The following is a 25,156-nucleotide window of genomic DNA, read 5'->3' as shown; positions in this document are numbered from 1 at the left end:
AATAAAACTTGAATGGCAAAAATTATCCAATACGGAGATTAAGCGAGGATTTCGGCACGAACGGAATCGATGATCCGTTGCTCAGATCGTATCTGGTCGTCGAGGTCTTGGATAATCCGCTCGTCTAATGTGCCTTGCGACAATATCGAATAAATCCCGACCAGTTTATCTTGACCAGGGCGCGGTAATCGCATGTTAGCTTGGAGCCATAATTCACGGCTTCGGGTCAGCCCATACCATACCGCAAGATGTCCGCCATATTGCAGATTTAGGCCGTGGGCGCAGGATGCCGGGTGCGCAAGTAGTTTGTTGATTTTCCCTTGATTCCATAAAGATACAGCGTCATCGCACTCATTGAGAACGACCGCATCGGGGTATCGCTTGCGAATGGCCGCCAGGTCGAAACGGAAACCATAGAAGATCATGACGTTCTCGCCGTTCGCTCGATCAATGAACTCATCAAGCGCTTTCAGCTTCTCGTCGTGAACGTGTACTACCTCACCGTCCTCGTTATACATTGAGCCGTTAGCGAATTGCAGTAATTTACCAGCGAGAACACCTGAATTGACCGCCTCCACATCGTATAACTCTGACACCAAAGAACGTCGAAAACGGTGATATTCTTTCAATATGTCCGGTGGCAATTCAAGTTTTATTTGTGAATACACTGGTGGCGGAACCACATCTAGCTTCGGCATGGAGATCATAAGATCACTTGCGCGACTCATAATCTCTTTTTCGGAGTGCGGGTGTGGTGTGATCTTGTGGGTATATTTGTTCTTTGAAAACCAGCGGCCCTCAAACGCCTCTTTGTCGTGCCCTAGCCGTTCACCCTGATCGAGCAGATAAATCTGCCCCCATAGGTCGATCAACTGGCCGGGGGTGCCGGTCAACTCGACTATCCGTTCAATCTTTGACCGCGCCTGCGCAAGAACGCCAAAGCGCGTCATACGACCGCCTTTTCGTACCCGCATCACCCCGCTCTTCTTATCGCGCACCCTCGTCCGGGCTATGCGCTTCTTGCCAGCTTTAAACATACTGGACTCGTCAATGACGACCATTGGCCATTTCCAGCCCTCTAGGCCGCCGATCTCGCGCCAAAGCCAGGGAAGGTTCTCTTTATTAATACAGGTGATCTCAGCATCACTCTCAAGAGCTGCGCGGCGTTGCTTCGGGGTGCCGACGCAGACGGCGACCGACAGACAGGCGGTATGCTCCCATGTCTTGATCTCATCTTTCCACCCCTGCTCTGCGACCAGTTTGGGGCCAACGACAAGTACGCGATCAACGACCTGATAGTCGAGCAAGTCGCGTGTGCCGTCGAGCGTTGCGCCGGTCTTACCAGAGGCCATATGTGATATTATCATCACATATGGTGTGGTCTTGATGATGTTCGAGATCATGCGCTGCTGAACGCGGAGAGCGGAACGTGGGCGCAATTCAGTCTTTGACATATGGTGTGCCTTCGAGAAGCAGGCAGGCTTTGTCGCGGTCACTCAGCACATGGACATGAAAGCCCTGCTCAAAGAAACGCACATGCTCGCGCTCTTGGTTTCCGGTGGGCGGCTCCCCCGGACGCTTAAACTCTATGATTACCAATCGACCGCGTTTGAAAAACCATCGATCAGGGCAACCGCGCCGGCCGGGATAGACCATCTTGCGGACCAACCACCCTCGGTTGGTTGCGAAGATCGTTACATCGTCCTCGATTTCTGCTTCGAGTTCGGCGCTCATGGTAAATCCCAACCAGCAAGCAAAAAGCCGAGTTGCGGCATAGTCTGACCAAAACGGTGAACGGCACCAACGGATTCAAGAATATCCCAAGCCTCGGCGATATAGCGCTCATAATCGATGTCATCCGGCACCCGGTCGGGGAGATTCATTAACGGGCGGCTGCTATCCGTCCGGCTGACTTTCTTGAAATTGCCTGTTGTTGGGTGCGGGTCGCAATAATAGATGGGGTCGCCGTCAAGGCACCAGGCATACCTAACGACCTTCCCTATCGGCTCTTCGCGCCATTTGCCGCCCCCTTTGACGTTGACCACCGTGACGAAGCCACGCACGTCATCTGACGTTCTTATGGTCTCAGCCGGATCAACCCCATCGGTGATGAATTTAAGAGCTGCGTCCGAACAGATCGTCATGTTCGGATTCTTCATCATCTGAGCGCGCAGATCACCCTCTTCCCATGGGTTAGAGAGCGTCCCTTTGCGTTTGACACCGCCATCGGCTTTGATCGCAAAATAGGTGTTGACCGACAGGTTATAGATCGCTTTGTATTCGGCAAACTCAAGATCAAAGCCGGTCAGATTCTCCCACCAGTCGGTTATCTCTTTCAGCTTACCGCCGATCAGCCGGTCGTGATCCAACCCTTCGTGATCCGACCGCGCCAGCCTGAACACAACACCGTCTGTATTGCCTGAAACGACCGTAATACCGGCCTGCTCGGCCTTTTCGATCAACATGAGTAGCGACAACTGACCCGTGAGGGTGACAGCAATCATCAAATGGGGCGCATGAAGCACAGAGTATTTGGAGCCGAGTTTACCATAGCAGCCATTGAGCGCGATCTTGCCGCCTTTGTCGCGAACCTTATCACCCGCCTTCTTAGCGGCACGGCGTTCGTCATAAATGGCTTTATAGGCGTCGAGGAAGGCGTTTCCGAGCGCCTTGGGTGCCAAGCCTAGCTTAAGGATGATCGAAGGATACTGACTGGCCACATCGGCGTCGATCAGGACATGATCTTCGGTGGAATGAACTGCCCGATTGGCCTCCGTCGAATGAAGCCCACCTATGCCCATCTTATAGGTACTGGCCCCAAGTTCGATGTATCGACCGTCAAGCGACTTCGGCATTATAACGCGGCCATTAGCGTTCACTCTAAAAACAGTGTGCCGAACATCGTCCAACAACTTCTGCATCAGGGGTGTTTCAAATCGAATGAAGTCCGGCACCTGATAGCTGAAAGTCGTTCCCGACGTGACAGCATCTTTCTGCACCCGACGACCGAGGGTATCTTCAACCCTGTTCTTGATGATCGCCTCGCCCATCTGCGCATCACTCTTCGAGCGCATGTCCGGCAAACCGTAACGAGCTGCGATCTCTTCGCGCATTTTGATCGGCTCTTCGAGCGCTCGGAAAAGCCTGACCGTGGCGTCGAGATCATTGCCGCAATAGTCTCGAACCTTATCCATCTGCTCGTCCGTCAAGACGGCATCAGGTGGATAAGGTAAATCCTGCATCTTCGGGCCATGCAGCCGACCGTTGAGAACCTTGAGACCTTGCATCACCGCAGGGTTTGGTTCGATCAGGTCAATATGGTCTATCTGCGGAATATAGATGTTGAGTTCTTTGGCAACATTCCACCACTTGAGACCTTCGTGGATGATCCGATTAGCCGCCCGTTTGATGCTACCAACGGTCGCGCCGCCTAGCGCGTAATAGATCAGAGGAACGTCGAAGGCCATGCCGTTGAAGGTGATGATCTGGCATGACGAAATGATCCGATGAATCCGCTCATCATCGAAATTACCGGTAACGTCGCTTGTCTGCGGACAGACGCGCTTCTCGAACGTCACTATCTCGCCGTCCGCTACATCCTGGAAGGCAATCAGAAGATAGTTCTCATAGATTTCAATGTCGTTTGCGACTTGGCGCTTCATAAGACCAATGGGCCGCGCCGTACTTGAAGGAAACCTTCAAATCCCAAGCACAGCGCGACCCTCTCCGTTACAGCAACTCGTCGTCAATTGCTGAATTGGACTGGCCCTGCTGCGCGCCAGAGCCATCGGAGAAACCGTCTTCCATGAGACCTTCAACCTCGTCGAAAGCACTATCAACATCGACAGGTTTGGCGCCGAACTTCTCCCCGTGACCGGCAAATTGCACAGCCTCAATCGAAGCATTGATGCGGTGTGGGTTGCCGTCTTTCGCGCCGTTATAGGCATAAATGCGGATAATGGCGTTCACCTTGGCACCGGCGTAGATTTTGCCGTCAGACTCCTTCAATCGCGGATATGGGCGCTTGCCTGTTTCGGGATCGACCGGACCACGAATACCGTCAATAATCTGCACAGGATTAGGCTCGTGCGGAGATTGTACTTTACGACGGCAAGAAACGAAGACCTTGCCGTCGTAACCGTCCCAACGCGCTTTCTGCTCTCCGGTATCAGGGTCTTCGACCATGCCCGACCGCAAGCAACGGCGATCAGCCGGAATGGTTGGTGGACTGTTTGGCCATTCTTCTGAAAGTACAGTTCGGATCGCCTTTTTTACAGTTTCAACCTGCGGGTCATCGCGATCAATGATAAGGTTACATTCATAGCTAAAGGTGTGTGTGACATTACCCTGGGCATCCTTAAATTCACTCTTCTTGGGAGAAAAAAGAGAGGGGAATGAAAGCATTACATCTTTCAACGTCAACTCAATATTAGCAGCCATTTTTACAACTCCTCTTCGGTAACTTGAACTTCGGAACTTTCCACTTCGGAAAACTTGTCATCGACGGATGCACGAGCCGGTCGCTCGTCATTCTCATCGACTAGGATGGGTTTCGGTTGGCCCTCTTTGAACAGGTCCAAATTGGCCAGTGCCTCGCGCTCAGCTTTGTGCAACGCTTCGAGGGCCTTTGCCGGAGACAGCATCTTTTGTTCGTAAGGAAGCGCATCGAGTTTGTAAGCGAGCCAAATTTCGGCCATATCCTCATCAACCCAAGCCTTGCGACCTCGGCGCCCATCGACGACCTTATGGCCAGGTGTAGGAAGGCCGTTCAGACCGTCTTGGATAACCTGGGTATGGATGCTCTCAAGCCACTTCTCGATCACACTTTTATGCCTTACGATCCAGCTTCGGCGTTGGGCCGACAGAGCGGTAATCTGAGGCAACTCATGATCCTCACCACTGTCTATCCCGTCGAATGATGTGCCGATCACATCAAGGGCAAAATCGTCATAAGTCTTGCAGCCTGATACTGCCCCGTCCTCGGTCGGCGGCTGCTTGCGGCGGTCACACCAATAGCATCCTTTCGCTGACGCCTTCCTTGGGGCGTCGGCATCAAGCGTATTGCGCGCCGCGACCCGAACCTCGTCTCGAAAGGCCAGAAGTTCATCAAGGGTGCAACGCCAATGACCGCCGCCACCTTGGCAGCGCGGTTGGTCGATGATGAAGAGAAAATCGGTCGCATTGGTGTGGTGACGAGCGACATTTTGCCAGAAGCCGAGCGCGTAGATCATCAACTGCTTGTTGCGGATCGGGGAAACAGGAATCCCCCTGCCCCATTTCAGATCGCCGACAATAATCAGGTCATCAAGCACAACCCCTCGGTCGAGCGTACCGAACTGATTATCGACCTTCATCACTTCGGACAGATCGACCCGATGCTCACCGAAAAAGACACCACCAAATGACCGGATTTCGTCAATGCCTGGTTGCAGGGCGACCGCATCCTCATAGGTCCAATCAAACTCCCAAGGCTGAACAACCTCTCCCTCGGCGTCCGTATCCTCAACCTTGATGCGCGACCCAATAAAGTCATACGCATCCATGCCGAGAGACAGGCAATCGTCGGCTACCTCATGCGCCGCCGTACCTTCCGCTGCGTACTCAGACGACAGGTTAGGCAGACCAGCGACAGCATTTGGATAACCAGCGCAGGTCATCCAACTTTCAGCAGCCGAGGGGGAAAGGCGAGCGTGTTGACTCATTCAGGAGAGGAGATCGCTTTGGTGGCAAACATTACGCCTTCCTCGAAGCGCGTTTTCGCCTCGTTCATTGGCCGGGTGAGAGCGTCACAGTCCGGGTTGTTGGCGATGATTTTATCGGCATATTCGATCATCTGATTGGCACAATCCTTGAAGTAATTGATCGCATTGACCTCAGCTTCATTCAGCTTGCGATGGGTCTTATGGGTATGGTCCATTGGTGGTCTCCTATTCAGGTTTCAGATGAGCAGCGGCGCTCATGACCGGACACCGCCGCTCGTCTGAAACCTGCTCGACGCAAGGGGAACACGCCGAGCAGGCACCGACTACCGACCGCAGCCGGATTACAGAAGTTCGTCCTCAACGGAGGCAGCAGGAGCCGCCCCCAACTCCTGCATCGGCGAGCCGTCGAAGTCATATGCGGCACTGAAATCAACAGGCAGACCGCCGCGCTGACGGCGCAGGAAGAACACAGCCTTACGCGCATCATCGCCGGACAGTTCGCCAATCTTGGAACCAAGTGTTTCGATCACATTCTTGGTGAACTCGCGACGATTGGCGCGTTCCTGCTCGTCGTCGGTCTCAGCAAAATAGGCACCAAAGGTCTTGGCGGCCAACTCGCCGGTTACACCGGCTGGCACCGGCTCGGCGTTCTTGTCAGAAGGGGATGCAGCCTGGGCCGTCTGCTGTTCCGGGGCAGACGTGGTTGTTTCTGCCGGGGTCGGGGTCGCATCCGCAGTAGGGCCAGCGTTTCCCTCGGCTGCCGCAATCGCTTCGGTGATGGCCTTGATGGCCGTTGAACGCTTCTTGCCGTTTTCCTCGGCCTCAAGCATTGCCTTCATGGTCGCCAAATCAGCGTTATTCAAGTTTGTTTTTATGTCTGCAACCGACATATCGGTGTCAGAACCAGCCGAAGATGGGGTCGGGGTTTTCATGCCGCCGATGTTCGCATCAGCCATAATTTTCGCCCGAGCTTCATTACTTTGCTTAAGTAATTCAGCAACTTCCTTGAGTGCGGCGGTGTTTTCCGCCAGCGCAGATTCTAACGTCATTTCGTCGTCCCTTTCACAATCCATCGGCGTCAGAGAAACGCGCCGAACGATTGTCTATATGCCTCAAGAAAATTCCTTATTCAAGTTTTGGTTGAGCAGAAAATCTTTTCGGGTATGCTGAAAGTGAATATGGAGGTTCTAATGGTTCCGAGGAAAAAACGGTCCCCCAACGTGCAGGGGCCGCTGCTAAATCTGCTGACTGAAAAGTTCCCAATTGCGCACAATGATCGCGGTGCCTTGAACATCGTAAAACTGGCGGAATTGGCGGGTTACAGCTATGAAAACATCTATCGCTGGTTGCGCAAAAACAAGCTGTCAACCAAGGGTCGCGATACTCTTCTCAAGGTCGCTGCAACGAAGGATAATCTCGATCTGCTAGAGGCCGGTGGCACCAACCCGCTGACAAAGAGCGAACTCAACCTGTTCATCTGACGCGCTACCAGCGCTGCTCTTATTCAAGCGAGGTCTTATGTCACTCCTCAATATATTGGGGCCGTTCATTGACAGTGGCTTCTCAATTCATTGGTTACACGAACAGTCCAAGGCTCCTGTTGAGCGTTCTTGGAGCAGTGTGCCGCGCAAAACCCGCGATGAATTGGCAGCACTCTATCGGGACGGTTACAATGTTGGCGTTCGGCTCGGCGATCCGTCAAAAGTCGCCGGTGGATTTCTGCACGTCATTGATCTCGACATAAGGAATGAGGAACTTGCGGACGAGGCACACGAGATACTCGGCGGCCTGATACCAGGGTATAAGGCTCTCCCGGTCGTACTGTCCGGCTCAGGTGGTGAATCAAGGCACTATTACTTCATCACAAGCGAGGCGTTCCGCTCGAAGAAAATTGCACGATCAGAAGGCTTCTCAATGGTCATGGACCCGCAGAAGCAGCGCCCGGTCAAGAAGTTCGATTGGGAGATCGAATTGTTCGGCACCGGCAAACAAGTGGCCATGCCACCATCAGTCCATCCCGACACCGGCGCAGAATACACATGGGAACGACCGTTCGACTTCGACGAACTCGCACTCGGCATAGCACCATCAATAGCAGCCGCTATTGTTTCCGGCTTACCAGGTGTTTCAGGCGCAATTGATGGCGATGCGGACGACCGACCTCCCCTCGGTCTCTCCATCGCAGAGGCCAAGGGGCATGTTTTTGCACTACCTGTTGATGAATGGTGCGAAGATCGGGACGGTTGGTTTCAGGTCGGTATGGCGCTCCACCATGAGTTTGCGGGCCGTGGCCTTGAGGGTGATGCTTTCGCGCTATGGTGCGATTTCTCAGGCCAATCTGAGAAGTTCGACATCAACGATGCGCGCCGAGTGTGGCTTAGCTTCAAGGACAATAAAACCAGAAACATTCGGATGGCGACAATTATCCAGGCCGCGAAACTGGCTAGGTTCGAGCAAAAATTCGACGCTATAATCGACGGCCATGATGGATTTTCAGACGGCGCCGAAAACGAAGGAAATCAGTCTATCGACGACCTTTTGGGCACCAAATCAGATGCGTTCGCAGCACTTGACGATCTCGGTGAGAAACTGCCGACCCAACCAGGCAAAGCTGAGTGGATGAGCAAGTTCCATCTCAATGACAAAGGGGCGATCAGGCCCACTCTGCCCAATGTCGGACTCATCATTGCGAACGACATTCGGATCAAAGGTATCGTTGCCTATAATGAGTTCTCGGACATGATAGTGCGCATTGGCAAACCGGCAAAGCTGGTGAAATTTCGAGAAGGGCCAAAGGGTGTCAAACAACTCACCGGGAAAATTTGGGATCGCAAGGATTTGGTCAACGGCGACCTATGGCGCGACGTTCACGACAGCACGGTGCGCGATCTGATTGAAACGCCAACGACACAGGGCGGATACGGCTTCAAAGTGCCCAAGCAAGACCTAAACGACGCAATCACCAACGTAGCAGAGGCAAACGGCTTTCACCCTGTACGCGAATATCTTGAGAAACTAGAATGGGACGGCGAGGATCGGATCGAAACCCTGTTCGTTCGATACTTCAACGCACCAGACAACGCATATTCTCGCGGCGTAGCCCGCAATATGATGATCGCTGCCGTAACCCGGATTTACGAGCCTGGTCACAAGTTCGACTATGCTGTCATCCTTGAAGGTATGCAAGGTCGCCGCAAGTCCACATTCATCGAAACGCTATCAAAAGGCTGGTTCGGAGAACTGGCATCAGACTTCGACAACACGAACAAGATGGTAGAGTCGATGCAAAACGCCTGGTTGATGGAGATACCCGAACTCTCCGGCTTCTCACGGCACGACAACCAGCAAATCAAAGCGTTCATTTCCCGGCGAGTTGACCATACGAGATTGGCGTATGCCCGAAGAGTCCAAGATTTCCCGCGCCAGTGCATCTTCATCGGCTCGACCAACGACCGCAAGTACCTGCGTGACGAAACAGGTGGCCGACGCTTCTGGCCTGTCGAGTGTTTGCTACCCGAAGGGGACACTATCGACACCGAAGCGTTAGGCCGAGAAGTTGACCAACTATGGGCCGAAGCGGTGCGAGCCTATCGGAAAATGCGCGAAGCAAAACCTCACGGCATCCTTCCGCTATACCTGTCCGACAGCAACGCCGCATATCTAGCCGCAGAGTTGCAGGAATCGCGTCGTATCGAAACCGCCGAAGATGCAATGGCTGGTCAATTGATTGCCTGGTTGGACACCCCTTTCATTCCAGGTGACGGGTTTGAGAAGGGTGAGCCGAAAAAGCGCAACGTGACATGCCTAAAACAACTATGGATCGAAGCGCTAGGTAATGATCCCCGCTCCTATAACTCACAATCCGCCCAACTGGTCGGACGAGCGATGAATAGCGTCAAAGGGTGGTCCAATCGTTCAACAGGGCGAGTGCCATTTGAAAAATACGGTCGGCAGCGCGCATACACACGAGAGGGTTATCATGCCTCTCAGCTTTACCTTGACAACCTACCTTGATCTCGGTCGGCATTGATGTCCGCGCCAGTATTTTTGCCATATTGCGGCAGCACCGGCGCTCACCATAGCGCAACTCACGTCAACGCCTTGCTGCGTTAGGCACCATGCACCTGTCCGCTTCCCGCCAGCCGATCCAGTCGATATGCAACGCAGCGGCGCGGCCCTCACAAGAACATGACCGTGACGCCCTGTTCCGACAGGCTCACCGATGAGCGAAACCAGCACGTCTCTGGCCTGTTCTCCGTTCATGTCAGGGCACGGGTGGCCGGGACGACAGTGATTGTCGATCTCACGAGCTGCGATGCCCGACAGACGAACTCGCGGCCCTTCCTCGCACCAGATAGGCCCGTCCCCGTCCCAAACGTGAGTTGGTGTACAGGTGAACAACTGTCCTGCTGCAACGGCTGCGGTGAGAAAAAGCATATAACCTCACATAGAAAAAAGGGCAGCCGCAATCAATGATCGCAAGGCCGCCCTAGTATAACCTGAACGCAAGGAATCGAAAAACGCGCTCAGTGATGATTGGTCTATAGGCAATTCGCTAATGAAGTGTAACCGAAAACGCAAAAATGTCGCTCGGATTAGGAAATCAAAATGACCCAATATCCGAAAATTATGAGACACAAAAACAGGACGGAAAAAATACCCATCCAAATTTCCGACTTTCGGATTTTCGGTTTCTCGTTTTTTGGTGTCTCAGATCGTCTCACGTTTCACCCATTTGGTCCGGGGCCTTTCGGCTTTGATTTTTCGGTTCGTCTCATAAGGTATCAAATGCACCTAAGTCATTGAAAACAAAGGCCGGGACAGCCTATTTTGGACCTGTCCCGAAAAAACCCTTATAGATCAACGCTTTGGACAGGTGGACAGCTAGGTCAGCCAAAACCCTATATCGCTCTCGTATTTGCCCTTTTTTATTTCTCTCGTGTTTTCTTACTTCCACTGTTTTTAGGGTATACCCCTTTTCTCTTTTACGACTCCTTATAGTAAACGCTGTCCCACCTGTTACACTTGTCCAAAGCTATGAAAACAAAGGAAAAACACCGGGACAGCGTATTGACCAGCCGGGACAACCTCTGCTTTTGTGCCATTTTGGGACATTAGCAATGAACGATCTCCGAGTAGCCCTGTGATTGATGGGGTCACTTATCGAAAAAACCGATTAAACCTGTGTCTATATGGGACACTTTGAAAATAGTCGGAATCCGCGCTCAGCGCCACCCCCGCAACCCCGCCCAAACGCCGGAAGGACCCTGACCCCCTGACTAACAAAATGAGAAAATATGCAACTTCATGAGACGCATTGAGACTTACAGACTTTCAAACGTCCAAATGCCCAAGCGAATCGGATGCCCAAATTGCGAGCTGCACCCAGGATCGGCGCGGATGCCCATTAATCGAAAAAAGCGATTAATACGGATACCGCACACTTAGGATGCAGCGAGCGTGGCCCGATAGTTCGGTGATTGAGTCACGCAACACACTAGCGAGCGCAATGCGCCAACCACCCACAATCGGCCGGCCATGATGCCACCAGCGCGGGCAATTGCGGGCATGTTCAAATATAGACAGAAAGTAAGAGAATCTTAACGCCTAACGGCCATAACCAAATGGCTGAAAGGGGCGCAATGGTGCGGCCCTAGCAAGCAAGGGGAATAGGCAATGACCAATGTGGAATTGCTTTTTGCTCTTGTTGGCGTCTCAAGCCTGATAGTCAGTGTGACAGCACTGGTGTTCACTATAGGCAAGAGACGCTAACCAAGACGGCGAGGCGACCTTATGGTCGTCTCGCTTCCCCTATAATAGCGAAAGGGTTAAAGTGCAATGACTGGTAAGGATATGGCAGCCTTCATGGCACATATGCGCTGGACCAAAGCAAAGACGGCCCGTGAATTGGGCATTACACGCGCCAGCCTGGACAAGTATCTGATAGATGGCGCGCCTAAGACGCTGGCGCTGGCATGTTCCGCTCTGGCGTTCGGTCTGCCTGCCTGGACAGACGGTAAGGCAATCATAGGGTGAATGGTCCCTACACGGCCTGAGAATGGCCAGGAAACGCAAAAGGGCCGTTATCCGTGTAAAAGGACAGCGGCCCTTTTGTATTGGGCTTTAGGATGGCCGTTTATTTCGTTTGTTCGAGATGCCGAGACAGCTTGCCTAGATTGCTTGCTATATCGCTAACGGAATGTGCCTGATCCATATAACCGGACTCACGCAAAGCTGCCGCATCATATTCCAATTCATAAGCGAGTCTTTTGTATTTGGCAGCTTTACGACTAACACTTACTTTACGGCTTCCCGGCATCATCCATTCTCCATTATCGGTGACGGCTCTTTACCGTCTAGTTTATCAGCAAGCATTTTCCAGCGATTCATTTCCTCTATTTCGTCGGGTCGCAAAGACCCATTAGCGTGATGCTGGATATACGTTAGAGCGCTGATAGCTGCGTGGTGGTGCAACTTGCCTCTTTCCCATGGGGTTAGATCAACGGTCATTGGACTGACTCCTGTCCATCATAGGTTAAGAGTGGTACAATGTTTGGCCAATCGGCAACAGGCCAGTCAGGAGCGAGCCTAACAGCACTTAACGGCCCCAATAGCGTCGGCACTGGGCGCGGAAAATGTATAACCAGTGAACCATCTGACCGAACCTTCATTACAAGACCAATACTAGGCTTTGTCCATGAAGTTGCAGCCCAAAGCACATATTGGAATTTAGGAGATGACATAATCTTGCTCTCCATATCGGTATTCGGAAATGTCACCGCCAAGCACCAGATCGCGGGCGTAGGAGTCATAGTCGAAATAGCGCGCAACGGTATCCGGCACATCTGATAGCATCCCGCAATCATCGACCAGCGAATAAGCATAGTCCAATTTGGTCCCTTCAAAGAGACTCACATTCTCCAGTTCGTCAGGAATATCGGCCATTTTCCAACCGCCATATTCAGCCATATAGACCGCTTTAATAGTGTCATCCTCGTCCATCGGCTCAAACGTCTCGAACCATTTTGACAAGTCCCCTTGCGTCGGTCTCACCGCCTCAAACAGTTCGGCTTTATCGCCGTCGATATACTGAATTTCGTATTCCTCGACGCCGTGGCTTTTCAGTAATTGGGCTGCCTTTTCGCGATACTCTTCTAGGTCGCTGAAATAGAATCCCTCATGATCGCTGTAGGGTTGCGCAAAATATCGGTTAGTCATTGAACCGACTCCCGGCTGTCGCCAAGAATTGCTTCAATATCCCTGTCAAATGTGATGCCTTTGTTATGGGTAAACAGATCATATCCACCATCAGGAAAAATCACCACAATGAAGATAACCCCAAAGTAGTCGGGTCTGGTGATTTGCCACCTTTCGACAGTGTTCCCGTATTCGTCTTTGACCTGGGAAATGCACGACAGATTCTTGCCACCGGCTTCACGTAGTTTGTCGCGTAGTTTATCAAACTGATTGTCCATCTTTTCGACTCCTTATTCAAGAAAACTTATGCGCAAGAAAGCGCGGCACGGCTGGTGGTAATTTCGCGACCATGGGCGTTGTAAAACGGGCCGCGATAAACCGAGATTGCGGGACTTTTATCCATGTTTTCCGGCATTTTCTGAATGGAGCGCAACCCAGCAATAGCGCGGATCGCAAGAATTGAGATGGTCAAAAATACAATGTAAGTCATGTTCGATTCCTTTTTCTTTTTGCTATGTTATTCAAGTATAATTGAACGATTAAATTAGGGTAAAAATCAGATGATCCAGGGCGATATTTTGAACCATACCGACAACAGATAGGCGGCGATGACGTAACGCGCCCATGCCAGCCATTTGTAAGGCAACAGCATGACTAGGATGATCGCGAAAAGGGGAAGCAAAACGCGCATCACGCTACCTCGCTTTCGATCTCTTTATAGGGCGCTTCGGCGACTTCCTCTATTAGCGAGTCCAGCGCCTTGTCGGTCATCGCGGCAAATTCCTGCGCCTCAATATCCCGGTGATATTCGGCGCTAACCAGCGTATTGATTTCATCGGTAAAAGACGCCTCGATAGTCACCGTCCCTTGTGAATGGTAAATGTCGATTGTGGCATAGATCGCTTCATCATCTAGGGCCGCGTCTTCCCATTCTTGCGCTTCCTGGGTAAACTCATCATCTTCATCGCCCATGGCGCAATCGGGCAAAGGTTGCCTTTGTGGATACTGGCGCGCCCATTCGGCTGCCTGCGATGCGAGATGGCCGTCTATCAGCTTATCCATGAATGGGGCGCCCGTTCCTGTCGATTGGTAATAACGCAAATATGCGGGCATTGTTCAGATTCCTTGTGTTTCCAGCCGTTCATCGGCCTGTTTCTGTTTCCAAAATTCATGACGTTGGCGGGTCGCATTGGCTCTTGCGTGTTCCCGCATTAGGCGCTCCCGGCGCTCTGCTATCGTTTCGAGCCTGGTCATGTCGTTATGTCCGCACCATCGGCAAATGCTTCCCAAAGTTGGCGCTTACGGGCCTGCCATTGGTTAGATGCTGCTTTAGGTGCTGGCGCTTCCCATTCGTCCCGCAAGTCACCGGCTGCCCGGTTATCGTCACGCCATTGTTCAAGAGATTTGCGGATATTGGCGCGGATCATTTTGCAGATTTTGGGGTAAGCGATGCCCTCATTATGGCTCGCATAATCACGCAATTCGCCAATCAGTTCCCGCGCCAGATTGTGCATGGCTTTTGCACTGTCGAGCAATTCACGATAACGGCCTCCCGCCTGCCATGCTGCCTGATATTCGCGCTCTTTTTCCGCTGCATGTTCTGCCAGTGAATTTGCCGGAAATGCGGCATCACGGGCAGTTTCATAAATGCCCCTAACATCCAACAGCGCGGCTGGATTGCCGCTAACGTCTGTCCACCGCTTCTTTTGCCGGGAATAGGAGCCGTGGCGATAAGCAGCAATGAATCGCGGCTGCCCATTATTAGCTGGTAACTGATAGACAGCGCCGCGCAATGTTTCGCCGTCAAATTCGTCTGTGTACCAGCCGAAATGATCTATTGCCCTGCCCTCAATCACTTCATCGGCAAAACCGACAAAGCGGAATCCGCCGCGCTCAGGGTATTCGATCCATCGCGTTTCATTTGACGCATCGCCACCGATAAGAGCGCCGCGCAATTCAGGATAGCGGCGCTTGCCATTCATTGTGTCTTGCATGGCGCGCATAATCGCATCGCATGGCAATTCGCCGTTAGCGCGATGCCACACATAAGAGCGGCTGGCGTTGCCGCGCTCTGATTCAGTGAAGCGATTCACAATCGCGCTTGCGCCTTTCATATATTCAAAATTGTGCATTTCCGATTCCTTATTCAAGTTTTGTTGATTCGGAAAATGCCCGTGATTCGTTAAAAAAGCAATAATTATTCAAGTTTTATGATGCGCCTCACCTGGTCAAGAATCACCGTCCGCCTATCCACAAAATTGCCACCGATCCGCCGCCTTTATGCGCTATATAACACTGTTTTTATTAGTTTTAGTTGCCTCAGAGAAATAAGTGCCCCGGAGAAATAAGTGCCCCGGAGAAATTAGAGGCTCAGGGAAATTAGAGGTCCAGAGAAATAGACAAATTCAAGTTTAGCTTGACGTGTTGGGGAGACTGTGAAAGTTTCTATTCAAGTTTTGAAAAGTGAGGAAGGATCACTCAATGCACGTCGAAGTCACTGTCAACGGCTCTAACGGCCTTCTCCGCCAAAGATGGCTGGATCAGCTATTGGACGGCTTGCCCGGTATCACGTCATCCAATGAGGTTGTCGATGTGGTTGCTAAAGAGATTGGGGCCGGAGGGGTCGTTCGGACATATGACCGCTTGACGATTGTACCGGGACAGACGACCCGGAACGGTAAAATCGAACAGGATGACGGCGACAAGTTGACACCAGCCGAAGTGCGTAAGGTGCTGCGGAACTTCGATTTTGATGTTGCCGCTGAGGCAGGCCATCACTCGACGTTAGAGAGTGCGGGCTTGACCAGTTATCCGCTTGGGTTGTTCGACGTATCCACCCAAATTACCGCACAGCGCAGAACGCAAGCAACCCTCCTGGCAGGTCTCGGACTACCAGCCGATTACGACCTGAGACAATACAACAAAGAGGACCAAAAGCCCGAAATTTCCGAGGGGGCCGGGGGTGAAATGGACAGGGGGCCGGGGGTGGATTCTACCCCTCCCCGTAGCGCCGTTCGTAAACTAGACGGCAAACCGTTGACCGAGCATCCCGGTCCATCCCCACTCTTCTATATCAAGAAGGTGGGTGTGAATTTCCGCGTGATGCGCGATGACGAAGTGATAGGCGACTATTACGAACTCATAAACGCTCAGCGCCGGATGAACAGCGAAGCGCGGAACATTGGCGCACCCGACAGGGAAACCTGGTCCATCCACAGCAATGAGTCAGGCTCTTCATGGGCCGTATTTCGGGGTGCCGAAGTCATGGCTTACGCCGAGGATGAGGTCAGTGCAAAAGCGGTGATGAAGTTGCTCGTCGCTAAAGAGGAAGCGGGATCGGAGGCCACCCAATGATCCCCGCACAACTAGTCCATTGCAGCGATGAAGACCACATCCTCTATATCGCCCGCGTTTCCAGCAACCAGGAAAACACTGATCCCGGCCTGATCTCATGGCTCATCAAGCAAGGCCATTGGTCGCCTTTCGAGATGGTCGGCGCTTGCATTGAGGTCAATACGACCCGCGACATCGGGCGGCAGATTCTTCGCCACCGCTCGTTCTCATTTCAGGAGTTCTCGCAGCGTTATGCCACGGTGTCAGCGCATCAGAGCGCCCCTCACAGGGAAATGCGATTGAAGGGCAGTAAGTCCAACCGCCAAGGCTCCGGTGGTGAGCGTGACCAGATGCTCGAAGTGACGATGGCCGAAGCGGTGATACGCGCCTTCCAAAACTATGATCGCCTGATCCATGCCGGTGTTGCACCTGAGTGCGCCCGGTCGATCTTACCCGAAGGCTACACCCCAACCCGGATGTACATGAACGGCACTCTGCGGTCGTGGATTCACTATCTCGCGGAGCGGTTGAGATTGAATCCGAAGGACAACCGGCCATGGGCGCAGCTCGAACACTACCGGATCGCAGCGGCAATCTATGCCCTTCTCAAACTGCAATTCCCGGTCACGTTCGAGGCGATTGAGCATATCGCTTACATCGACAAACCACGTCGCCAGATGGGCGATCAAGCGGGGGAAGCGTCATGAACGTCCGAAGAGCCGCCGCACTAACCTTCGACCGAGTACGCAGATGGCACCCAAGATGTCGGATTGAGCGCAGCAAAGAAGGGCGTGGAACGAAACATGCCATGTGGATGCTCGCCGAGATCGCCGCCGGCCGAGTGACAGGCCGTAAGGCCCACCGCTGGCTTGGTTACGCGCAAGGTGTCCTTGTCGAACGCAACTTCTCCACTCTCGAAGCCGTGAAGCATATCAACGAGGCTGTGTCATGAACGTCGCTCAGATCGCGCCGACCGGCAAGACGACCCGCCAAAGCAGCGATGCCGCTTGGCCCCTTAAACGGGCTGACGGGCGCACTTGGGCCGACAGCAAGCGAAACACCCCAAAGAAACAGGAGAAGGTCGCATGAGGGACCGTGAGCCATTTTCATTCTTTGCCGTATTCAACAAGCACGGCCTGGTCAAAACTACCAAGCGCCAGCCGGAAGTTCGCCCCGGAGAAATACCGCTAGAGTTGCACTTCGATTTCCCTGAGAGCGCCTTTCAGGACAACTTCATTCACGCCACCGTCAAGGTGCCGGAGGAGGTTGTCATGCTGCCGACACCGATCATCTCATGCAAGCCGATCAAGGTGCCGCAGGAGGATGGCCAATGAACGTCAACCCGGAATACGCCACGCTCAGCGATATGATCGGATGGGCTGGCATGATAATGCTGAATGAGCCTGATTTCGTCATCGGGGATGATTACCTTCGACGTTGGTTCGTGGTGCCGCGCAACAGGTTTTGCAACGTCTATCTCCATGAGATTCGCAAGAGCGATGACGAACGAGCAATGCACGATCACCCATGGCCGAACGCCAGCTACATCATTGCCGGTCGGCTAATCGAACACACTCCGCAGGGCCAGTTCCTTCGGGTCGCAGGTGACTATGTTGAGCGTCCGGCAGAGGCGTTGCACCGGCTCGAACTGGTGAACGGGGAGCCGTGCATCTCCCTGTTCACCACCGGGCAGAAGGTTCGCGAATGGGGCTTTGCCTGCCATGACGGTTGGGTGCCGTGGCAGATGTTCTGTGACCCCGGCAACAAGGATAGCGTCGGTCGCGGCTGCGGTGAGCAGGAGAACACGGCATGAGCCGCTATAACAAGGCCCGTGCGCAACTGGCGGCACAGGCGGACACTTATCCGTTCAAAGCTGTCTCCTGCACTTCTGTCGCGCCCATGAGCGGGCATCAGATAGGTCGGTGCGTCTCGGCTGTCACGGATCGCGGATGCCGCACCTTCATCTTCTGCAAAGAAGCTGACCGGGATCAGTTTGTCGCAACCATCGAAACAGCGGAGATAGCGTAATGTCGGCCTGCGTTTGCAAACAGTGCGGGCACAAGAAGTCCAAGACGCTTGATGTCCGGTTGAGAAATGATCCGATCAGTCATGTTTGGCGACGCCGCCAGTGCGAAAACTGCGGCCACCGATTCACCACATACGAGATTGAGGCAACACCCGACGAATTGCTCGGCTTTGTCATCGCCGAACGGAACGTCGATGAAGTCGCCGAGGCCGAGATGAGGAGCATACCGTAATGACAGTCTTAAATCGGCCATGCTCGAACGCCGCATCGAAGAACTTGAGCGCTATATCCAACATTCTCGCTCAGTCGTCTTACAACAGATGTGCGAGATTGTTGCAGAACTTGACGATTTATACGGGTTTGTCGAAACTTAGGAGGGTTTCTAGGATGAGTCAGGTTTCGGAAATATTGGGCAAACTTCATTTGCAAAATGCCGAGTTTGATGCCCTTACTGCTTTGATTAAGGCCAAAGAGCATCACGACTGCGTTCCCGTGGTTGACGAGCAATATCAAGAAGCTCGCCATAATTACGAAGGCGCTCTTGAACATTTCATAAAAGCAATGGAGGAGAACGGACGCTTCAACAGTCGGCCCACGCAGCCCAATCGGTATCGCCTGATCCGTATGGAAGACCTCGCTCTTTGGAATAAGGAGAGCCGTAGTGACGACCTTAAATCGGCCATGCTCGAACGCCGCATAGAAGAAGTTGAGCGGCATATTCAGCACTCGCGCTCGGTTGTGTTGCAACAAATGTGCGAGATCGAAGAAATGGCCAAAGCCGAGGATTACGACGAAATCGTCAAGGTGTGTCAGCAATGGGGAGAAGCCCGCGATGATTGACCGCATCAAATCCTTGGCTTTTGAGGTCTTTCTTCAACTGATCGACGGTTGGGTAATGGTCATGTTCATCTTGGCCGCACTTTGGCTGCTCGGCATTGAGATCACCTTCGGCTCGGTCGCCTTCATGCTGGCATTTACGGCCTACACGAAACATCGGCAGGCGCGATGAGCCATCCACGCAAAACCGACGCCGTGATTACCCGGACGATCAACCGTTTCGAGCGGGCGGTCGAAGACAAAGCGTTTGAAGGCACTGTTCCTTGGGATTCAGATGAAGCCATTGAGGAACATGAGCGCATCGATCGAGAATACGAACGGTCGAGGTTGGCGTTAGAAAGGTTGATAAGGCGGTAACACTATGCAGTTCACATGGGAAATTCATGATATTCGACCGGGGCGTCGAGTTTGGTGCGCTTCAATGGCCAGCAACGGTGAGGCTCTGATCGGTTACTGTGAGGCCGACAGAAAAGGGTTTCAGCCACGCGACCTATCACCAGAACAATCCGAAAAATGGGATAATGAGAGCGACACTAGGTTTTGCATTATCTCCATGGCGGATGGTCAGATTTACACCAGAGGGAAATCAAAAAAGGAAATCGCAAAGTGGCTTAACGGCGGTTGTTATCGACCGACAACACTTGAAGAGAAATACATGAAGCATCGTCTGGTGCCGGAACAAAGCCGATGACCGATAAGAGCAAGATAGCAGCCCGCATCCGGGCGCTCCGGCAGAAGACCGTCGAGAACGGGTGCACCGAAGAAGAGGCCGCGACCGCCGCCGTTATGGTGGCCGATCTGCTCGCTAAGTATAATCTGTCGGTCGAGGAATGTGATCTCAGAGAAAACGAGTTCAGCCGGAGCGAGCAGGTGTTCGACGATCCTGTCGGCGAGCGGTTGTGGAAGGTGGCCGATGGCATCGCCTATATGATCGGCGTCAAATACTGGTCATCGCGGCCAGGCGAGAAGCCGTCTGTATCGTTCTTCGGTTTTGACCATGAGGTTGAGATTGCTGGTTACATGCTCGACATCTGCCGCGCTGCGATGCTGCACTATAGCGACCAACTGGCACACGAACTGAGGTTGATGCGCCCTTCCCTGCGTCGGCGCAAAACACATGCCTTTCTCGACGGCATGGCTGACAGATTGCGTCGGCGCATCCGTGATCTGAAACCGAAACAACCAACCGGCAAGGGACTCGTGGTGCTGCGTGACAGCCTGATCGAAGCGGCAATGGAGGATGAAGGGTTGAATATCAAACAAGGCTCGGCCCGATCCAGTCGCGACTATGAGCCTGACTATGGACGCGGTGTAGCTGCCGCTGATAATGTGGCGTTGAACCAAGGAGTCGGTGGACCAGACGCCGATACTCTTAGATTAAGGTGAGGGAAAGCCAGATGCTCAAGTCCATCAAAAATACGTTCGCTCGGTGGTTTAGGCCCCAAGGAGGTCTTATTACCCTTAGCGGCAACGACACTCGGTTTGACCCCTATAATCCACCTATGCGCGCAGCAGGTGTCCGGGGAAATACAGCCGTGTTTCCGAACATCCCTCCAATGACGACCAAAGAGATACGCGACCGGCGTGAACATAAGGGAATAGGCTTGCAAGACGCCAAGGCTGAAATCTTGCATGAGCGATTGATCGCTAAGATACAGGCGTTCGATAGGACCGGCGACCGTAAGCAGTTGACCGAGATTTTGTTCGATCTGGCTGACAGGAAAGGCAAATGAAAAACCCATCCATTGAATATCGCGCCGGTCGGGCGTCCGTGGGCGTTTCGCTATTGATGGAGAAGTACGGACTACCAGCCGACGAAGACAGAGATTACGAGATCGCAAAAACTGTGTTGGAGTGCGATGACTCACGCAAAGCATGTCATCAATTGAATGTCAATTTAGATGAGACCAATCAGCCTAATTCAGTGTTGTCGGTAATTCGTCATTTTTCCAAATAGGCCGGCCGCAACTCCCGCTCTAGGCCACTGCGAAATCCTCGGTGATAGAACTCACATTCGTCTAACTCGCTGACCACAAAAGCGGCGATCTTCTCTTCGGCGGCTTCCCGGTCACCCTCATGATACTCCTGGCGCAAGCTGATCGGCACTTTGCCGAGCGCTGTGTGAACAAGCAATTGAAGCTGATCTGGTGAGAGTCGGATTGGCATTTTGTGTGCATTAGCACATGCAGAACAATTGCGGAACATTAACTGCAAAAAAGTCTGTCAGCCCGGTTGCTCGGTTTGACTTATTCAAGTATTCTTGAATAACTATGACGAACCACCTTCCCCAATATGTCGTTGCCAGCCGTCCAACCCAAGGCGGATGGCCGTGCAGCGGACAAGAGGCCGTAGCCATCGCAAAGGCCCGCAAAGATTACGAAAAAGGCATAATAGAGATGGCGACTCGCCGTGAGAACGGGAGATTTTATCTCTATGCAATTCCGCGTCGGTACAAAATACCGCGCTCCGGCCACTTCAAATTAGAGTATTAATTCAAGAAAACTTGAATAGGTGAACAATGAGCAATCTTATCTATGAAGGGCCGACGCAGTTTGATGGCGAGATCGTGACTGCCGATGTCGTTAAAAACCCTGTTGATCTGGTCAAAGGTCTCGACCGTTTGGCGGTCGATATTCACGAAGAAAACGTGAAAGCGGGTTGGTGGTCATCATTGGACGATCCACCCAAAGACCTGCTGCACGAACGCAACCGGGGCGAGATGGTATCCCTTTGCCTTACCGAGTTGCAGGAAGCCTCGGAAGACAAAGAGTTCGACGACAAACTGATTGATCGGGCAGGCTTTGATGTCGAACTTGCCGACTTCACCATTCGTCTGCTCGACCTTATTGGCGCTGAGCAGCGCATCGGCGGCCAACAGCCGCTCATCACCTTCCATCTGACCCACGGCCATACGTCCGTAATGCGTGAGCAGGATCACGTACCTGTCACCGACAAAATCCAATGCCTGCCGTTTATCGCATCTCCGATCCTCAAGGCGTTCGATGAGGGATTCCGTAAAGGCAAACACCGCCTCGCCCGGTACTGGCTCACCGTGACCCTTATGCGGACAATCGCGGTCGCAAACGAATGGGAGATTCCGCTTTTCGCTATCATGGATGAGAAGCGGGCCTTCAATCGCAAGCGGGAAGATCACAAGCTGGAAAACCGCAGAAAGGCAGGCGGTAAGAAATGCTGAGCCAGCCGTGCGGCTCGTCTGCACTTCCGTTACTGCCCCGCTTTGGCTCCGTTCGGCTCGATGGCCAGGTGCCAACGGAAACCGAGATAACCTTGTGTTTGGGTATGAAACCCGGCGCTCGAAAGGCGCTGCTCGCTATCGCCGAGGGTCACACGATGTACCCTAGCCAACACCTGCGGGGAGCCGATGTGCGGGCCTTGCGATTGCTGCGCCTGATACGCCTGAAAAACGAATGGTTGGGTCATTCCTTCTTCGTGATGACGCCAGCCGGTCGCGCTGCTTGCGGGAGGCTTGGTGCCTTTCAATGACCGATAACCGCGATCTTGTTGTGCTTCCCGGATGGAGTGCGTTCTTTGTAGCCATGCAGGTCAAGCACCGGCTGTTCTTCCGCTGGTTCCACACACCTGTTGATGATTGGGTCTGCATTGCCTGGACCTACACCAACGACCTCACAAAACCCCTCAAGGAAATCGTACTCGCCACGACCAAAGCACTAATGCGCTTCGACGCCCTTGAGCGGGCAATAACGGCCAGTGGTGTCGATGTGTCGCCTGGTTGTTGGGCGCTATTTTTTCAGTTCCGAAAGGCTGCCGGGGAAACCGGAGAAACAGGAGATTTACTGTGACCGATGAATCCAAAAAGCCGTACTTCATCCTCTTCAACGGCCCACCCCGCTCCGGTAAAGACACACTAGGGCACCAATTATTCGGTTATCTGCTACGCACTGGTGCTGATCCGATAATTGCCGAGTTCAAAGAGCATATCCGCCATGTTGCGCTCTATATTCTTGGCATACAGCCAGAAGATTATGAGGCCCGCAAGGACGAGTTTTTGCCTGAATGGCATACCACCTTGCGGCAGTTCATGATCGACTTCTCAGAACAGTTCATGAAGCCCAAATTTGGCGATGATGTCTGGCCCAAGGCAGCATATCACGCCCTTGGTGATCTTGCCGACAACCAGATCGTGATTTTCACCGATCTCGGTTTCCCGGTCGAACTCGAATATCTGCAAAGCCGGACTGACCCGGAGCGGGTTATCGTTGTGCAGCTCGAACGTGAGGGGTGCGACTGGTCGAAGGACAGCCGCAACTACGTCTTCCCAAGAGAAAAGGACGCAGGCTGCATCATCATTATGAACAAGGGGCCGGTCGAGGAAGTCGGGAGCGTGTTGCTGCATGTCCTCGACAAGCAGTTCGGTTACGCTTGGCGCAGTCGAAGAGCCAAACAGGAGACAAACCCATGATCGGACACAATTCAGGAGACACTTCAATGGAACAGGATTCAGAACGCGACGGTTTGCGTCTCTTCGTGGAGCGCATTGAGCGCCTAGAGGAAGAGAAGAAGGGAATCGCGGACGATATTCGTGACGTTTACTCTGAGGCCAAGGCGTCGGGGTATGATCCGAAAATCATGCGTCAGGTCATTCGCCTGCGCAAGATGGAGTCCAATGATCGTAAGGAAATGGAAGCCGTTTTGGAGGTCTATAAAGAGGCCCTTGGTATGTCCATGGCGGTTGACCTATGAGCGGCCCCGCTATCTCGGACGAGCGCAAATCAATCATGGGATTGATCGACGCCAAAGCCCAAACGCTACGTAAGCATAGCAAGCGAGTCGCCGACTCCGAGCCTTTCGACTATGCGGCTCGCGTTCTTGACACGCTCAAAGACGATGTTGAGCAAGGTCTTGATACAATTGGAGAACTATAGCTTTGTTCTCTGTTCGTTTTCCTACACGCAAGAAAAGCAGTACAAGCCGCCCGGTGGTTGATCGGGAAGCTGTGAAATTTTTTTGCTCGTTCGCTTGTTTGTCTTGAGTCATGCTTCCCATAACACTCCATGAAGGCTGTTCGTACCGCGTTCTGCGGTCGCTGATCGATAAGGGAGTAAAGGTGCATTGCGTGATTTGTGATCCTCCATATTTTCTGGAGTCCATCGGTAAGCGTTTCGGCAAAGCTGGTGCCGCCCCGGCCAAGTTTGGCACGGACGGGGCTTTCCGGCGCGCCGGAAGCCGCTTCGTTGGCAAGACATGGGACCAGGCGGACGCGGACGGCAAACGGATCAGTTTTGATCCTGAGTTTTGGCGCTTGGTCTTCGAGATCATGAAGCCCGGAGCCTATTTGCTGGCTTTCGCCAGCCCGCGCACCGGCCACCGGCAGGCAACGGCCATTGAAGATGCGGGTTTTGTCATCCATCCGTTCAAGGGTTGGGCCTATACGACCGGGATGCCTAAGCAGCACCCAATGGATAAGGCAATCATGCGCGCCGGTGGTAGCGAGGAAGAAGCGGCCAAATGGGAAGGATGGGCCTATGGTGCCCAAACAGAAAAACCGGCGCTTGAACCAATTTATGTTGCCCAAAAACCGTTCTCAGAGAAGAACGGCGTTGAGAATGTCCGGTTGCACAGTACCGGGGCAATCAACATTGGCAACAATCGTGTCATTGGGTCAGACGGGAAGACCTACCACCCGGCCAATCTCGTTCATGATGGTTCCGATAGTGTAATGAACGAATTGGGTGATGCCTCCAAGTTCTTCCATTCGTTTGAAATTAAGCCATCATCAACACTGATTCTTAACCCCAAAGCCACCAAAACCGACCGTGCCGGGTCCGCACATCCATCAGTCAAACCTGTAGCTTTGCTGCGTTACCTGGTCCGCCAATATGTGCCACCGGGGGGAGTCATTCTCGATCCCTTCGGTGGCAGTGGGACTACGGGTGAGGCTGCAAAACAGGAGGGTCATGAGTGCATCCTGATAGAGCGCGACGAAGACTATGTGCGCGACATGGAGCAGCGATTTAGCGTGGTGGCCATCGGGGAGAGGCAACACATTTCGATTGACGATTTACTGTAGAGACCAAGGAAA

General features: G+C 52.9%; 35 protein-coding genes. 21 read left to right on the top strand and 14 right to left on the bottom strand.

Annotated elements, in window-relative coordinates:
• Positions 1 to 38: 38 nt before the first annotated feature.
• The 7 genes from RB602_RS06555 to RB602_RS06525 form a co-directional block, all read right to left on the bottom strand.
• Positions 39 to 1,454 (bottom strand): SNF2-related protein, encoded by a 1,416-nt coding sequence (locus RB602_RS06555; protein ID WP_317084044.1) that lies wholly within the window; start codon positions 1,452 to 1,454, stop codon positions 39 to 41.
• On the bottom strand, positions 1,441 to 1,734 hold the full coding sequence (locus RB602_RS06550; protein WP_317084042.1) for a PDDEXK family nuclease: 294 nt from the start codon (positions 1,732 to 1,734) through the stop codon (positions 1,441 to 1,443). Before RB602_RS06550 ends, RB602_RS06555 begins: the two co-directional genes overlap by 14 nt.
• Positions 1,731 to 3,662, bottom strand: a complete 1,932-nt coding sequence (locus tag RB602_RS06545) for a hypothetical protein (protein ID WP_317084040.1) — start codon at positions 3,660 to 3,662, stop codon at positions 1,731 to 1,733. The genes RB602_RS06550 and RB602_RS06545 overlap by 4 nt, the downstream gene beginning before the upstream one ends.
• 67 nt (positions 3,663 to 3,729) lie before the next feature.
• The gene (locus RB602_RS06540; protein ID WP_317084038.1) at positions 3,730 to 4,440 is read right to left on the bottom strand and encodes an ssDNA-binding protein; all 711 of its coding nucleotides are present in this window, start codon (positions 4,438 to 4,440) and stop codon (positions 3,730 to 3,732) included.
• 2 nt (positions 4,441 to 4,442) lie between these two features.
• Complete coding sequence (locus tag RB602_RS06535; RefSeq protein ID WP_317084036.1) at positions 4,443 to 5,702, bottom strand: DUF2800 domain-containing protein; 1,260 nt, start codon at positions 5,700 to 5,702, stop codon at positions 4,443 to 4,445.
• Complete coding sequence (locus RB602_RS06530) at positions 5,699 to 5,917, bottom strand: Acb2/Tad1 domain-containing protein (protein ID WP_317084034.1); 219 nt, start codon at positions 5,915 to 5,917, stop codon at positions 5,699 to 5,701. The genes RB602_RS06535 and RB602_RS06530 overlap by 4 nt, the downstream gene beginning before the upstream one ends.
• A gap of 126 nt (positions 5,918 to 6,043) precedes the next feature.
• A complete protein-coding gene (locus RB602_RS06525; protein ID WP_317084032.1) occupies positions 6,044 to 6,751 on the bottom strand; it encodes a hypothetical protein in 708 nt (235 codons plus the stop codon).
• A 114-nt stretch (positions 6,752 to 6,865) separates the two neighbouring features.
• Between RB602_RS06525 and RB602_RS06520 the strand changes: the two genes are divergently transcribed.
• The 3 genes from RB602_RS06520 (at position 6,866) to RB602_RS06510 (ending at position 11,738) form a co-directional block, all read left to right on the top strand.
• Positions 6,866 to 7,183: a hypothetical protein gene (locus tag RB602_RS06520; protein ID WP_317084030.1), complete on the top strand. Its 318-nt coding sequence runs from the start codon at positions 6,866 to 6,868 to the stop codon at positions 7,181 to 7,183.
• Between the two features lie 37 nt (positions 7,184 to 7,220).
• Positions 7,221 to 9,716, top strand: coding sequence for a VapE domain-containing protein (locus RB602_RS06515; RefSeq protein ID WP_317084028.1), 2,496 nt, complete (start codon positions 7,221 to 7,223; stop codon positions 9,714 to 9,716).
• A 1,824-nt stretch (positions 9,717 to 11,540) separates the two neighbouring features.
• Positions 11,541 to 11,738, top strand: coding sequence for a helix-turn-helix domain-containing protein (locus tag RB602_RS06510; protein ID WP_317084026.1), 198 nt, complete (start codon positions 11,541 to 11,543; stop codon positions 11,736 to 11,738).
• A gap of 693 nt (positions 11,739 to 12,431) precedes the next feature.
• Here RB602_RS06510 and RB602_RS06505 read toward each other — a convergent pair.
• The 5 genes from RB602_RS06505 to RB602_RS06485 form a co-directional block, all read right to left on the bottom strand.
• Positions 12,432 to 12,920 carry an antirestriction protein ArdA gene (locus tag RB602_RS06505; protein ID WP_317084024.1) on the bottom strand — a complete coding sequence of 163 codons (489 nt, stop codon included), beginning with the start codon at positions 12,918 to 12,920 and terminating at the stop codon, positions 12,432 to 12,434.
• A complete protein-coding gene (locus tag RB602_RS06500) occupies positions 12,917 to 13,177 on the bottom strand; it encodes a hypothetical protein (RefSeq protein ID WP_317084021.1) in 261 nt (86 codons plus the stop codon). The genes RB602_RS06505 and RB602_RS06500 overlap by 4 nt, the downstream gene beginning before the upstream one ends.
• Before the next feature lie 278 nt (positions 13,178 to 13,455).
• Positions 13,456 to 13,593 carry a hypothetical protein gene (locus RB602_RS06495; RefSeq protein WP_317084019.1) on the bottom strand — a complete coding sequence of 46 codons (138 nt, stop codon included), beginning with the start codon at positions 13,591 to 13,593 and terminating at the stop codon, positions 13,456 to 13,458.
• The gene (locus RB602_RS06490) at positions 13,590 to 13,961 is read right to left on the bottom strand and encodes a hypothetical protein (protein ID WP_317084017.1); all 372 of its coding nucleotides are present in this window, start codon (positions 13,959 to 13,961) and stop codon (positions 13,590 to 13,592) included. Before RB602_RS06490 ends, RB602_RS06495 begins: the two co-directional genes overlap by 4 nt.
• 188 nt (positions 13,962 to 14,149) lie before the next feature.
• Positions 14,150 to 15,031 carry a hypothetical protein gene (locus tag RB602_RS06485; RefSeq protein WP_317084016.1) on the bottom strand — a complete coding sequence of 294 codons (882 nt, stop codon included), beginning with the start codon at positions 15,029 to 15,031 and terminating at the stop codon, positions 14,150 to 14,152.
• Positions 15,032 to 15,380: 349 nt separating this feature from the next.
• On the opposite strand from RB602_RS06485, the gene RB602_RS06480 reads away from it, so the two are divergent.
• From RB602_RS06480 to RB602_RS06425, 13 genes are all read left to right on the top strand, one after another.
• Positions 15,381 to 16,253: a hypothetical protein gene (locus RB602_RS06480; RefSeq protein ID WP_317084014.1), complete on the top strand. Its 873-nt coding sequence runs from the start codon at positions 15,381 to 15,383 to the stop codon at positions 16,251 to 16,253.
• Positions 16,250 to 16,939, top strand: a complete 690-nt coding sequence (thyX, locus tag RB602_RS06475; RefSeq protein WP_317084011.1) for an FAD-dependent thymidylate synthase — start codon at positions 16,250 to 16,252, stop codon at positions 16,937 to 16,939. The genes RB602_RS06480 and thyX overlap by 4 nt, the downstream gene beginning before the upstream one ends.
• 378 nt (positions 16,940 to 17,317) lie before the next feature.
• Positions 17,318 to 17,566 (top strand): hypothetical protein, encoded by a 249-nt coding sequence (locus RB602_RS06470; RefSeq protein WP_317084010.1) that lies wholly within the window; start codon positions 17,318 to 17,320, stop codon positions 17,564 to 17,566.
• Positions 17,563 to 18,045, top strand: coding sequence for a hypothetical protein (locus RB602_RS06465; RefSeq protein WP_317084008.1), 483 nt, complete (start codon positions 17,563 to 17,565; stop codon positions 18,043 to 18,045). The genes RB602_RS06470 and RB602_RS06465 overlap by 4 nt, the downstream gene beginning before the upstream one ends.
• Complete coding sequence (locus tag RB602_RS06460; protein WP_317084006.1) at positions 18,042 to 18,260, top strand: hypothetical protein; 219 nt, start codon at positions 18,042 to 18,044, stop codon at positions 18,258 to 18,260. Before RB602_RS06465 ends, RB602_RS06460 begins: the two co-directional genes overlap by 4 nt.
• Positions 18,260 to 18,490: an NrdR family transcriptional regulator gene (locus tag RB602_RS15395; RefSeq protein ID WP_406568396.1), complete on the top strand. Its 231-nt coding sequence runs from the start codon at positions 18,260 to 18,262 to the stop codon at positions 18,488 to 18,490. The genes RB602_RS06460 and RB602_RS15395 overlap by 1 nt, the downstream gene beginning before the upstream one ends.
• Before the next feature lie 155 nt (positions 18,491 to 18,645).
• Positions 18,646 to 19,098: a hypothetical protein gene (locus RB602_RS06455; RefSeq protein WP_317084004.1), complete on the top strand. Its 453-nt coding sequence runs from the start codon at positions 18,646 to 18,648 to the stop codon at positions 19,096 to 19,098.
• A complete protein-coding gene (locus RB602_RS06450) occupies positions 19,091 to 19,267 on the top strand; it encodes a hypothetical protein (protein WP_317084002.1) in 177 nt (58 codons plus the stop codon). The genes RB602_RS06455 and RB602_RS06450 overlap by 8 nt, the downstream gene beginning before the upstream one ends.
• Positions 19,264 to 19,452, top strand: a complete 189-nt coding sequence (locus RB602_RS06445; protein ID WP_317084001.1) for a hypothetical protein — start codon at positions 19,264 to 19,266, stop codon at positions 19,450 to 19,452. Before RB602_RS06450 ends, RB602_RS06445 begins: the two co-directional genes overlap by 4 nt.
• A gap of 64 nt (positions 19,453 to 19,516) precedes the next feature.
• Positions 19,517 to 19,786 (top strand): hypothetical protein, encoded by a 270-nt coding sequence (locus RB602_RS06440; protein ID WP_317083999.1) that lies wholly within the window; start codon positions 19,517 to 19,519, stop codon positions 19,784 to 19,786.
• A complete protein-coding gene (locus RB602_RS06435; protein WP_317083997.1) occupies positions 19,783 to 20,481 on the top strand; it encodes a DUF2786 domain-containing protein in 699 nt (232 codons plus the stop codon). Before RB602_RS06440 ends, RB602_RS06435 begins: the two co-directional genes overlap by 4 nt.
• Positions 20,482 to 20,651: 170 nt before the next feature.
• The gene (locus RB602_RS06430; protein WP_317083996.1) at positions 20,652 to 20,828 is read left to right on the top strand and encodes a hypothetical protein; all 177 of its coding nucleotides are present in this window, start codon (positions 20,652 to 20,654) and stop codon (positions 20,826 to 20,828) included.
• Positions 20,825 to 21,052: a hypothetical protein gene (locus RB602_RS06425; RefSeq protein WP_317083995.1), complete on the top strand. Its 228-nt coding sequence runs from the start codon at positions 20,825 to 20,827 to the stop codon at positions 21,050 to 21,052. The genes RB602_RS06430 and RB602_RS06425 overlap by 4 nt, the downstream gene beginning before the upstream one ends.
• On the opposite strand, the gene RB602_RS06420 is transcribed toward RB602_RS06425, so the two are convergent.
• Positions 21,037 to 21,261: a hypothetical protein gene (locus RB602_RS06420; RefSeq protein WP_317083993.1), complete on the bottom strand. Its 225-nt coding sequence runs from the start codon at positions 21,259 to 21,261 to the stop codon at positions 21,037 to 21,039. The genes RB602_RS06425 and RB602_RS06420 overlap by 16 nt on opposite strands.
• Positions 21,262 to 21,613: 352 nt before the next feature.
• Here RB602_RS06420 and RB602_RS06415 point away from each other — a divergent pair, with 352 nt between their 5' ends.
• Positions 21,614 to 22,291, top strand: a complete 678-nt coding sequence (locus tag RB602_RS06415; protein WP_317083991.1) for a nucleoside triphosphate pyrophosphohydrolase family protein — start codon at positions 21,614 to 21,616, stop codon at positions 22,289 to 22,291.
• A gap of 29 nt (positions 22,292 to 22,320) precedes the next feature.
• Here RB602_RS06415 and RB602_RS06410 read toward each other — a convergent pair whose 3' ends face one another.
• Positions 22,321 to 22,536 carry a hypothetical protein gene (locus RB602_RS06410; RefSeq protein ID WP_317083989.1) on the bottom strand — a complete coding sequence of 72 codons (216 nt, stop codon included), beginning with the start codon at positions 22,534 to 22,536 and terminating at the stop codon, positions 22,321 to 22,323.
• Positions 22,537 to 22,595: 59 nt separating this feature from the next.
• On the opposite strand from RB602_RS06410, the gene RB602_RS06405 reads away from it, so the two are divergent.
• The 4 genes from RB602_RS06405 (at position 22,596) to RB602_RS06390 (ending at position 25,144) form a co-directional block, all read left to right on the top strand.
• Positions 22,596 to 22,916, top strand: a complete 321-nt coding sequence (locus tag RB602_RS06405) for a hypothetical protein (RefSeq protein WP_317083988.1) — start codon at positions 22,596 to 22,598, stop codon at positions 22,914 to 22,916.
• Entirely contained in the window at positions 22,913 to 23,536 is a 624-nt protein-coding gene (locus tag RB602_RS06400) for a hypothetical protein (RefSeq protein WP_317083986.1), read from the top strand. Before RB602_RS06405 ends, RB602_RS06400 begins: the two co-directional genes overlap by 4 nt.
• Before the next feature lie 26 nt (positions 23,537 to 23,562).
• Complete coding sequence (locus RB602_RS06395; protein ID WP_317083984.1) at positions 23,563 to 23,817, top strand: DUF2312 domain-containing protein; 255 nt, start codon at positions 23,563 to 23,565, stop codon at positions 23,815 to 23,817.
• A gap of 364 nt (positions 23,818 to 24,181) precedes the next feature.
• Positions 24,182 to 25,144 carry a DNA-methyltransferase gene (locus tag RB602_RS06390; RefSeq protein ID WP_317083983.1) on the top strand — a complete coding sequence of 321 codons (963 nt, stop codon included), beginning with the start codon at positions 24,182 to 24,184 and terminating at the stop codon, positions 25,142 to 25,144.
• Positions 25,145 to 25,156 lie beyond the last annotated feature (12 nt).

The organism is Parasphingorhabdus sp. SCSIO 66989 (genome assembly GCF_032852305.1).
Taxonomy (GTDB): Bacteria; Pseudomonadota; Alphaproteobacteria; order Sphingomonadales; family Sphingomonadaceae; genus Alterisphingorhabdus; species Alterisphingorhabdus coralli.
Note: the sequence above shows the minus strand (reverse complement) of the source record. Positions and strands in the feature narration are given on the sequence as shown.

Bases quoted from the DNA above. Each gene is read 5' to 3' on its own strand.
- thyX (WP_317084011.1), top strand. From the start codon at position 16,250: ATGATCCCCGCACAACTAGTCCATTGCAGCGATGAAGACCACATCCTC.
- RB602_RS06450 (WP_317084002.1), top strand. From the start codon at position 19,091: ATGATTGACCGCATCAAATCCTTGGCTTTTGAGGTCTTTCTTCAACTG.
- RB602_RS06455 (WP_317084004.1), top strand. From the start codon at position 18,646: ATGAGTCAGGTTTCGGAAATATTGGGCAAACTTCATTTGCAAAATGCC.
- RB602_RS06395 (WP_317083984.1), top strand. From the start codon at position 23,563: ATGGAACAGGATTCAGAACGCGACGGTTTGCGTCTCTTCGTGGAGCGC.
- RB602_RS06550 (WP_317084042.1), bottom strand. From the start codon at position 1,734: ATGAGCGCCGAACTCGAAGCAGAAATCGAGGACGATGTAACGATCTTC.
- RB602_RS06505 (WP_317084024.1), bottom strand. From the start codon at position 12,920: ATGACTAACCGATATTTTGCGCAACCCTACAGCGATCATGAGGGATTC.
- RB602_RS06540 (WP_317084038.1), bottom strand. From the start codon at position 4,440: ATGGCTGCTAATATTGAGTTGACGTTGAAAGATGTAATGCTTTCATTC.
- RB602_RS06415 (WP_317083991.1), top strand. From the start codon at position 21,614: ATGAGCAATCTTATCTATGAAGGGCCGACGCAGTTTGATGGCGAGATC.
- RB602_RS06535 (WP_317084036.1), bottom strand. From the start codon at position 5,702: ATGAGTCAACACGCTCGCCTTTCCCCCTCGGCTGCTGAAAGTTGGATG.
- RB602_RS06520 (WP_317084030.1), top strand. From the start codon at position 6,866: ATGCTGAAAGTGAATATGGAGGTTCTAATGGTTCCGAGGAAAAAACGG.
- RB602_RS06530 (WP_317084034.1), bottom strand. From the start codon at position 5,917: ATGGACCATACCCATAAGACCCATCGCAAGCTGAATGAAGCTGAGGTC.
- RB602_RS06420 (WP_317083993.1), bottom strand. From the start codon at position 21,261: ATGCCAATCCGACTCTCACCAGATCAGCTTCAATTGCTTGTTCACACA.
- RB602_RS06405 (WP_317083988.1), top strand. From the start codon at position 22,596: ATGACCGATAACCGCGATCTTGTTGTGCTTCCCGGATGGAGTGCGTTC.
- RB602_RS15395 (WP_406568396.1), top strand. From the start codon at position 18,260: ATGTCGGCCTGCGTTTGCAAACAGTGCGGGCACAAGAAGTCCAAGACG.
- RB602_RS06425 (WP_317083995.1), top strand. From the start codon at position 20,825: ATGAAAAACCCATCCATTGAATATCGCGCCGGTCGGGCGTCCGTGGGC.
- RB602_RS06500 (WP_317084021.1), bottom strand. From the start codon at position 13,177: ATGGACAATCAGTTTGATAAACTACGCGACAAACTACGTGAAGCCGGT.
- RB602_RS06555 (WP_317084044.1), bottom strand. From the start codon at position 1,454: ATGTCAAAGACTGAATTGCGCCCACGTTCCGCTCTCCGCGTTCAGCAG.
- RB602_RS06465 (WP_317084008.1), top strand. From the start codon at position 17,563: ATGAACGTCAACCCGGAATACGCCACGCTCAGCGATATGATCGGATGG.
- RB602_RS06480 (WP_317084014.1), top strand. From the start codon at position 15,381: ATGCACGTCGAAGTCACTGTCAACGGCTCTAACGGCCTTCTCCGCCAA.
- RB602_RS06515 (WP_317084028.1), top strand. From the start codon at position 7,221: ATGTCACTCCTCAATATATTGGGGCCGTTCATTGACAGTGGCTTCTCA.
- RB602_RS06545 (WP_317084040.1), bottom strand. From the start codon at position 3,662: ATGAAGCGCCAAGTCGCAAACGACATTGAAATCTATGAGAACTATCTT.
- RB602_RS06435 (WP_317083997.1), top strand. From the start codon at position 19,783: ATGACCGATAAGAGCAAGATAGCAGCCCGCATCCGGGCGCTCCGGCAG.
- RB602_RS06490 (WP_317084017.1), bottom strand. From the start codon at position 13,961: ATGGATAAGCTGATAGACGGCCATCTCGCATCGCAGGCAGCCGAATGG.
- RB602_RS06430 (WP_317083996.1), top strand. From the start codon at position 20,652: ATGACGACCAAAGAGATACGCGACCGGCGTGAACATAAGGGAATAGGC.
- RB602_RS06440 (WP_317083999.1), top strand. From the start codon at position 19,517: ATGGCCAGCAACGGTGAGGCTCTGATCGGTTACTGTGAGGCCGACAGA.
- RB602_RS06410 (WP_317083989.1), bottom strand. From the start codon at position 22,536: ATGACCCAACCATTCGTTTTTCAGGCGTATCAGGCGCAGCAATCGCAA.
- RB602_RS06470 (WP_317084010.1), top strand. From the start codon at position 17,318: ATGAGGGACCGTGAGCCATTTTCATTCTTTGCCGTATTCAACAAGCAC.
- RB602_RS06525 (WP_317084032.1), bottom strand. From the start codon at position 6,751: ATGACGTTAGAATCTGCGCTGGCGGAAAACACCGCCGCACTCAAGGAA.
- RB602_RS06485 (WP_317084016.1), bottom strand. From the start codon at position 15,031: ATGCACAATTTTGAATATATGAAAGGCGCAAGCGCGATTGTGAATCGC.
- RB602_RS06510 (WP_317084026.1), top strand. From the start codon at position 11,541: ATGACTGGTAAGGATATGGCAGCCTTCATGGCACATATGCGCTGGACC.
- RB602_RS06445 (WP_317084001.1), top strand. From the start codon at position 19,264: ATGAGCCATCCACGCAAAACCGACGCCGTGATTACCCGGACGATCAAC.
- RB602_RS06460 (WP_317084006.1), top strand. From the start codon at position 18,042: ATGAGCCGCTATAACAAGGCCCGTGCGCAACTGGCGGCACAGGCGGAC.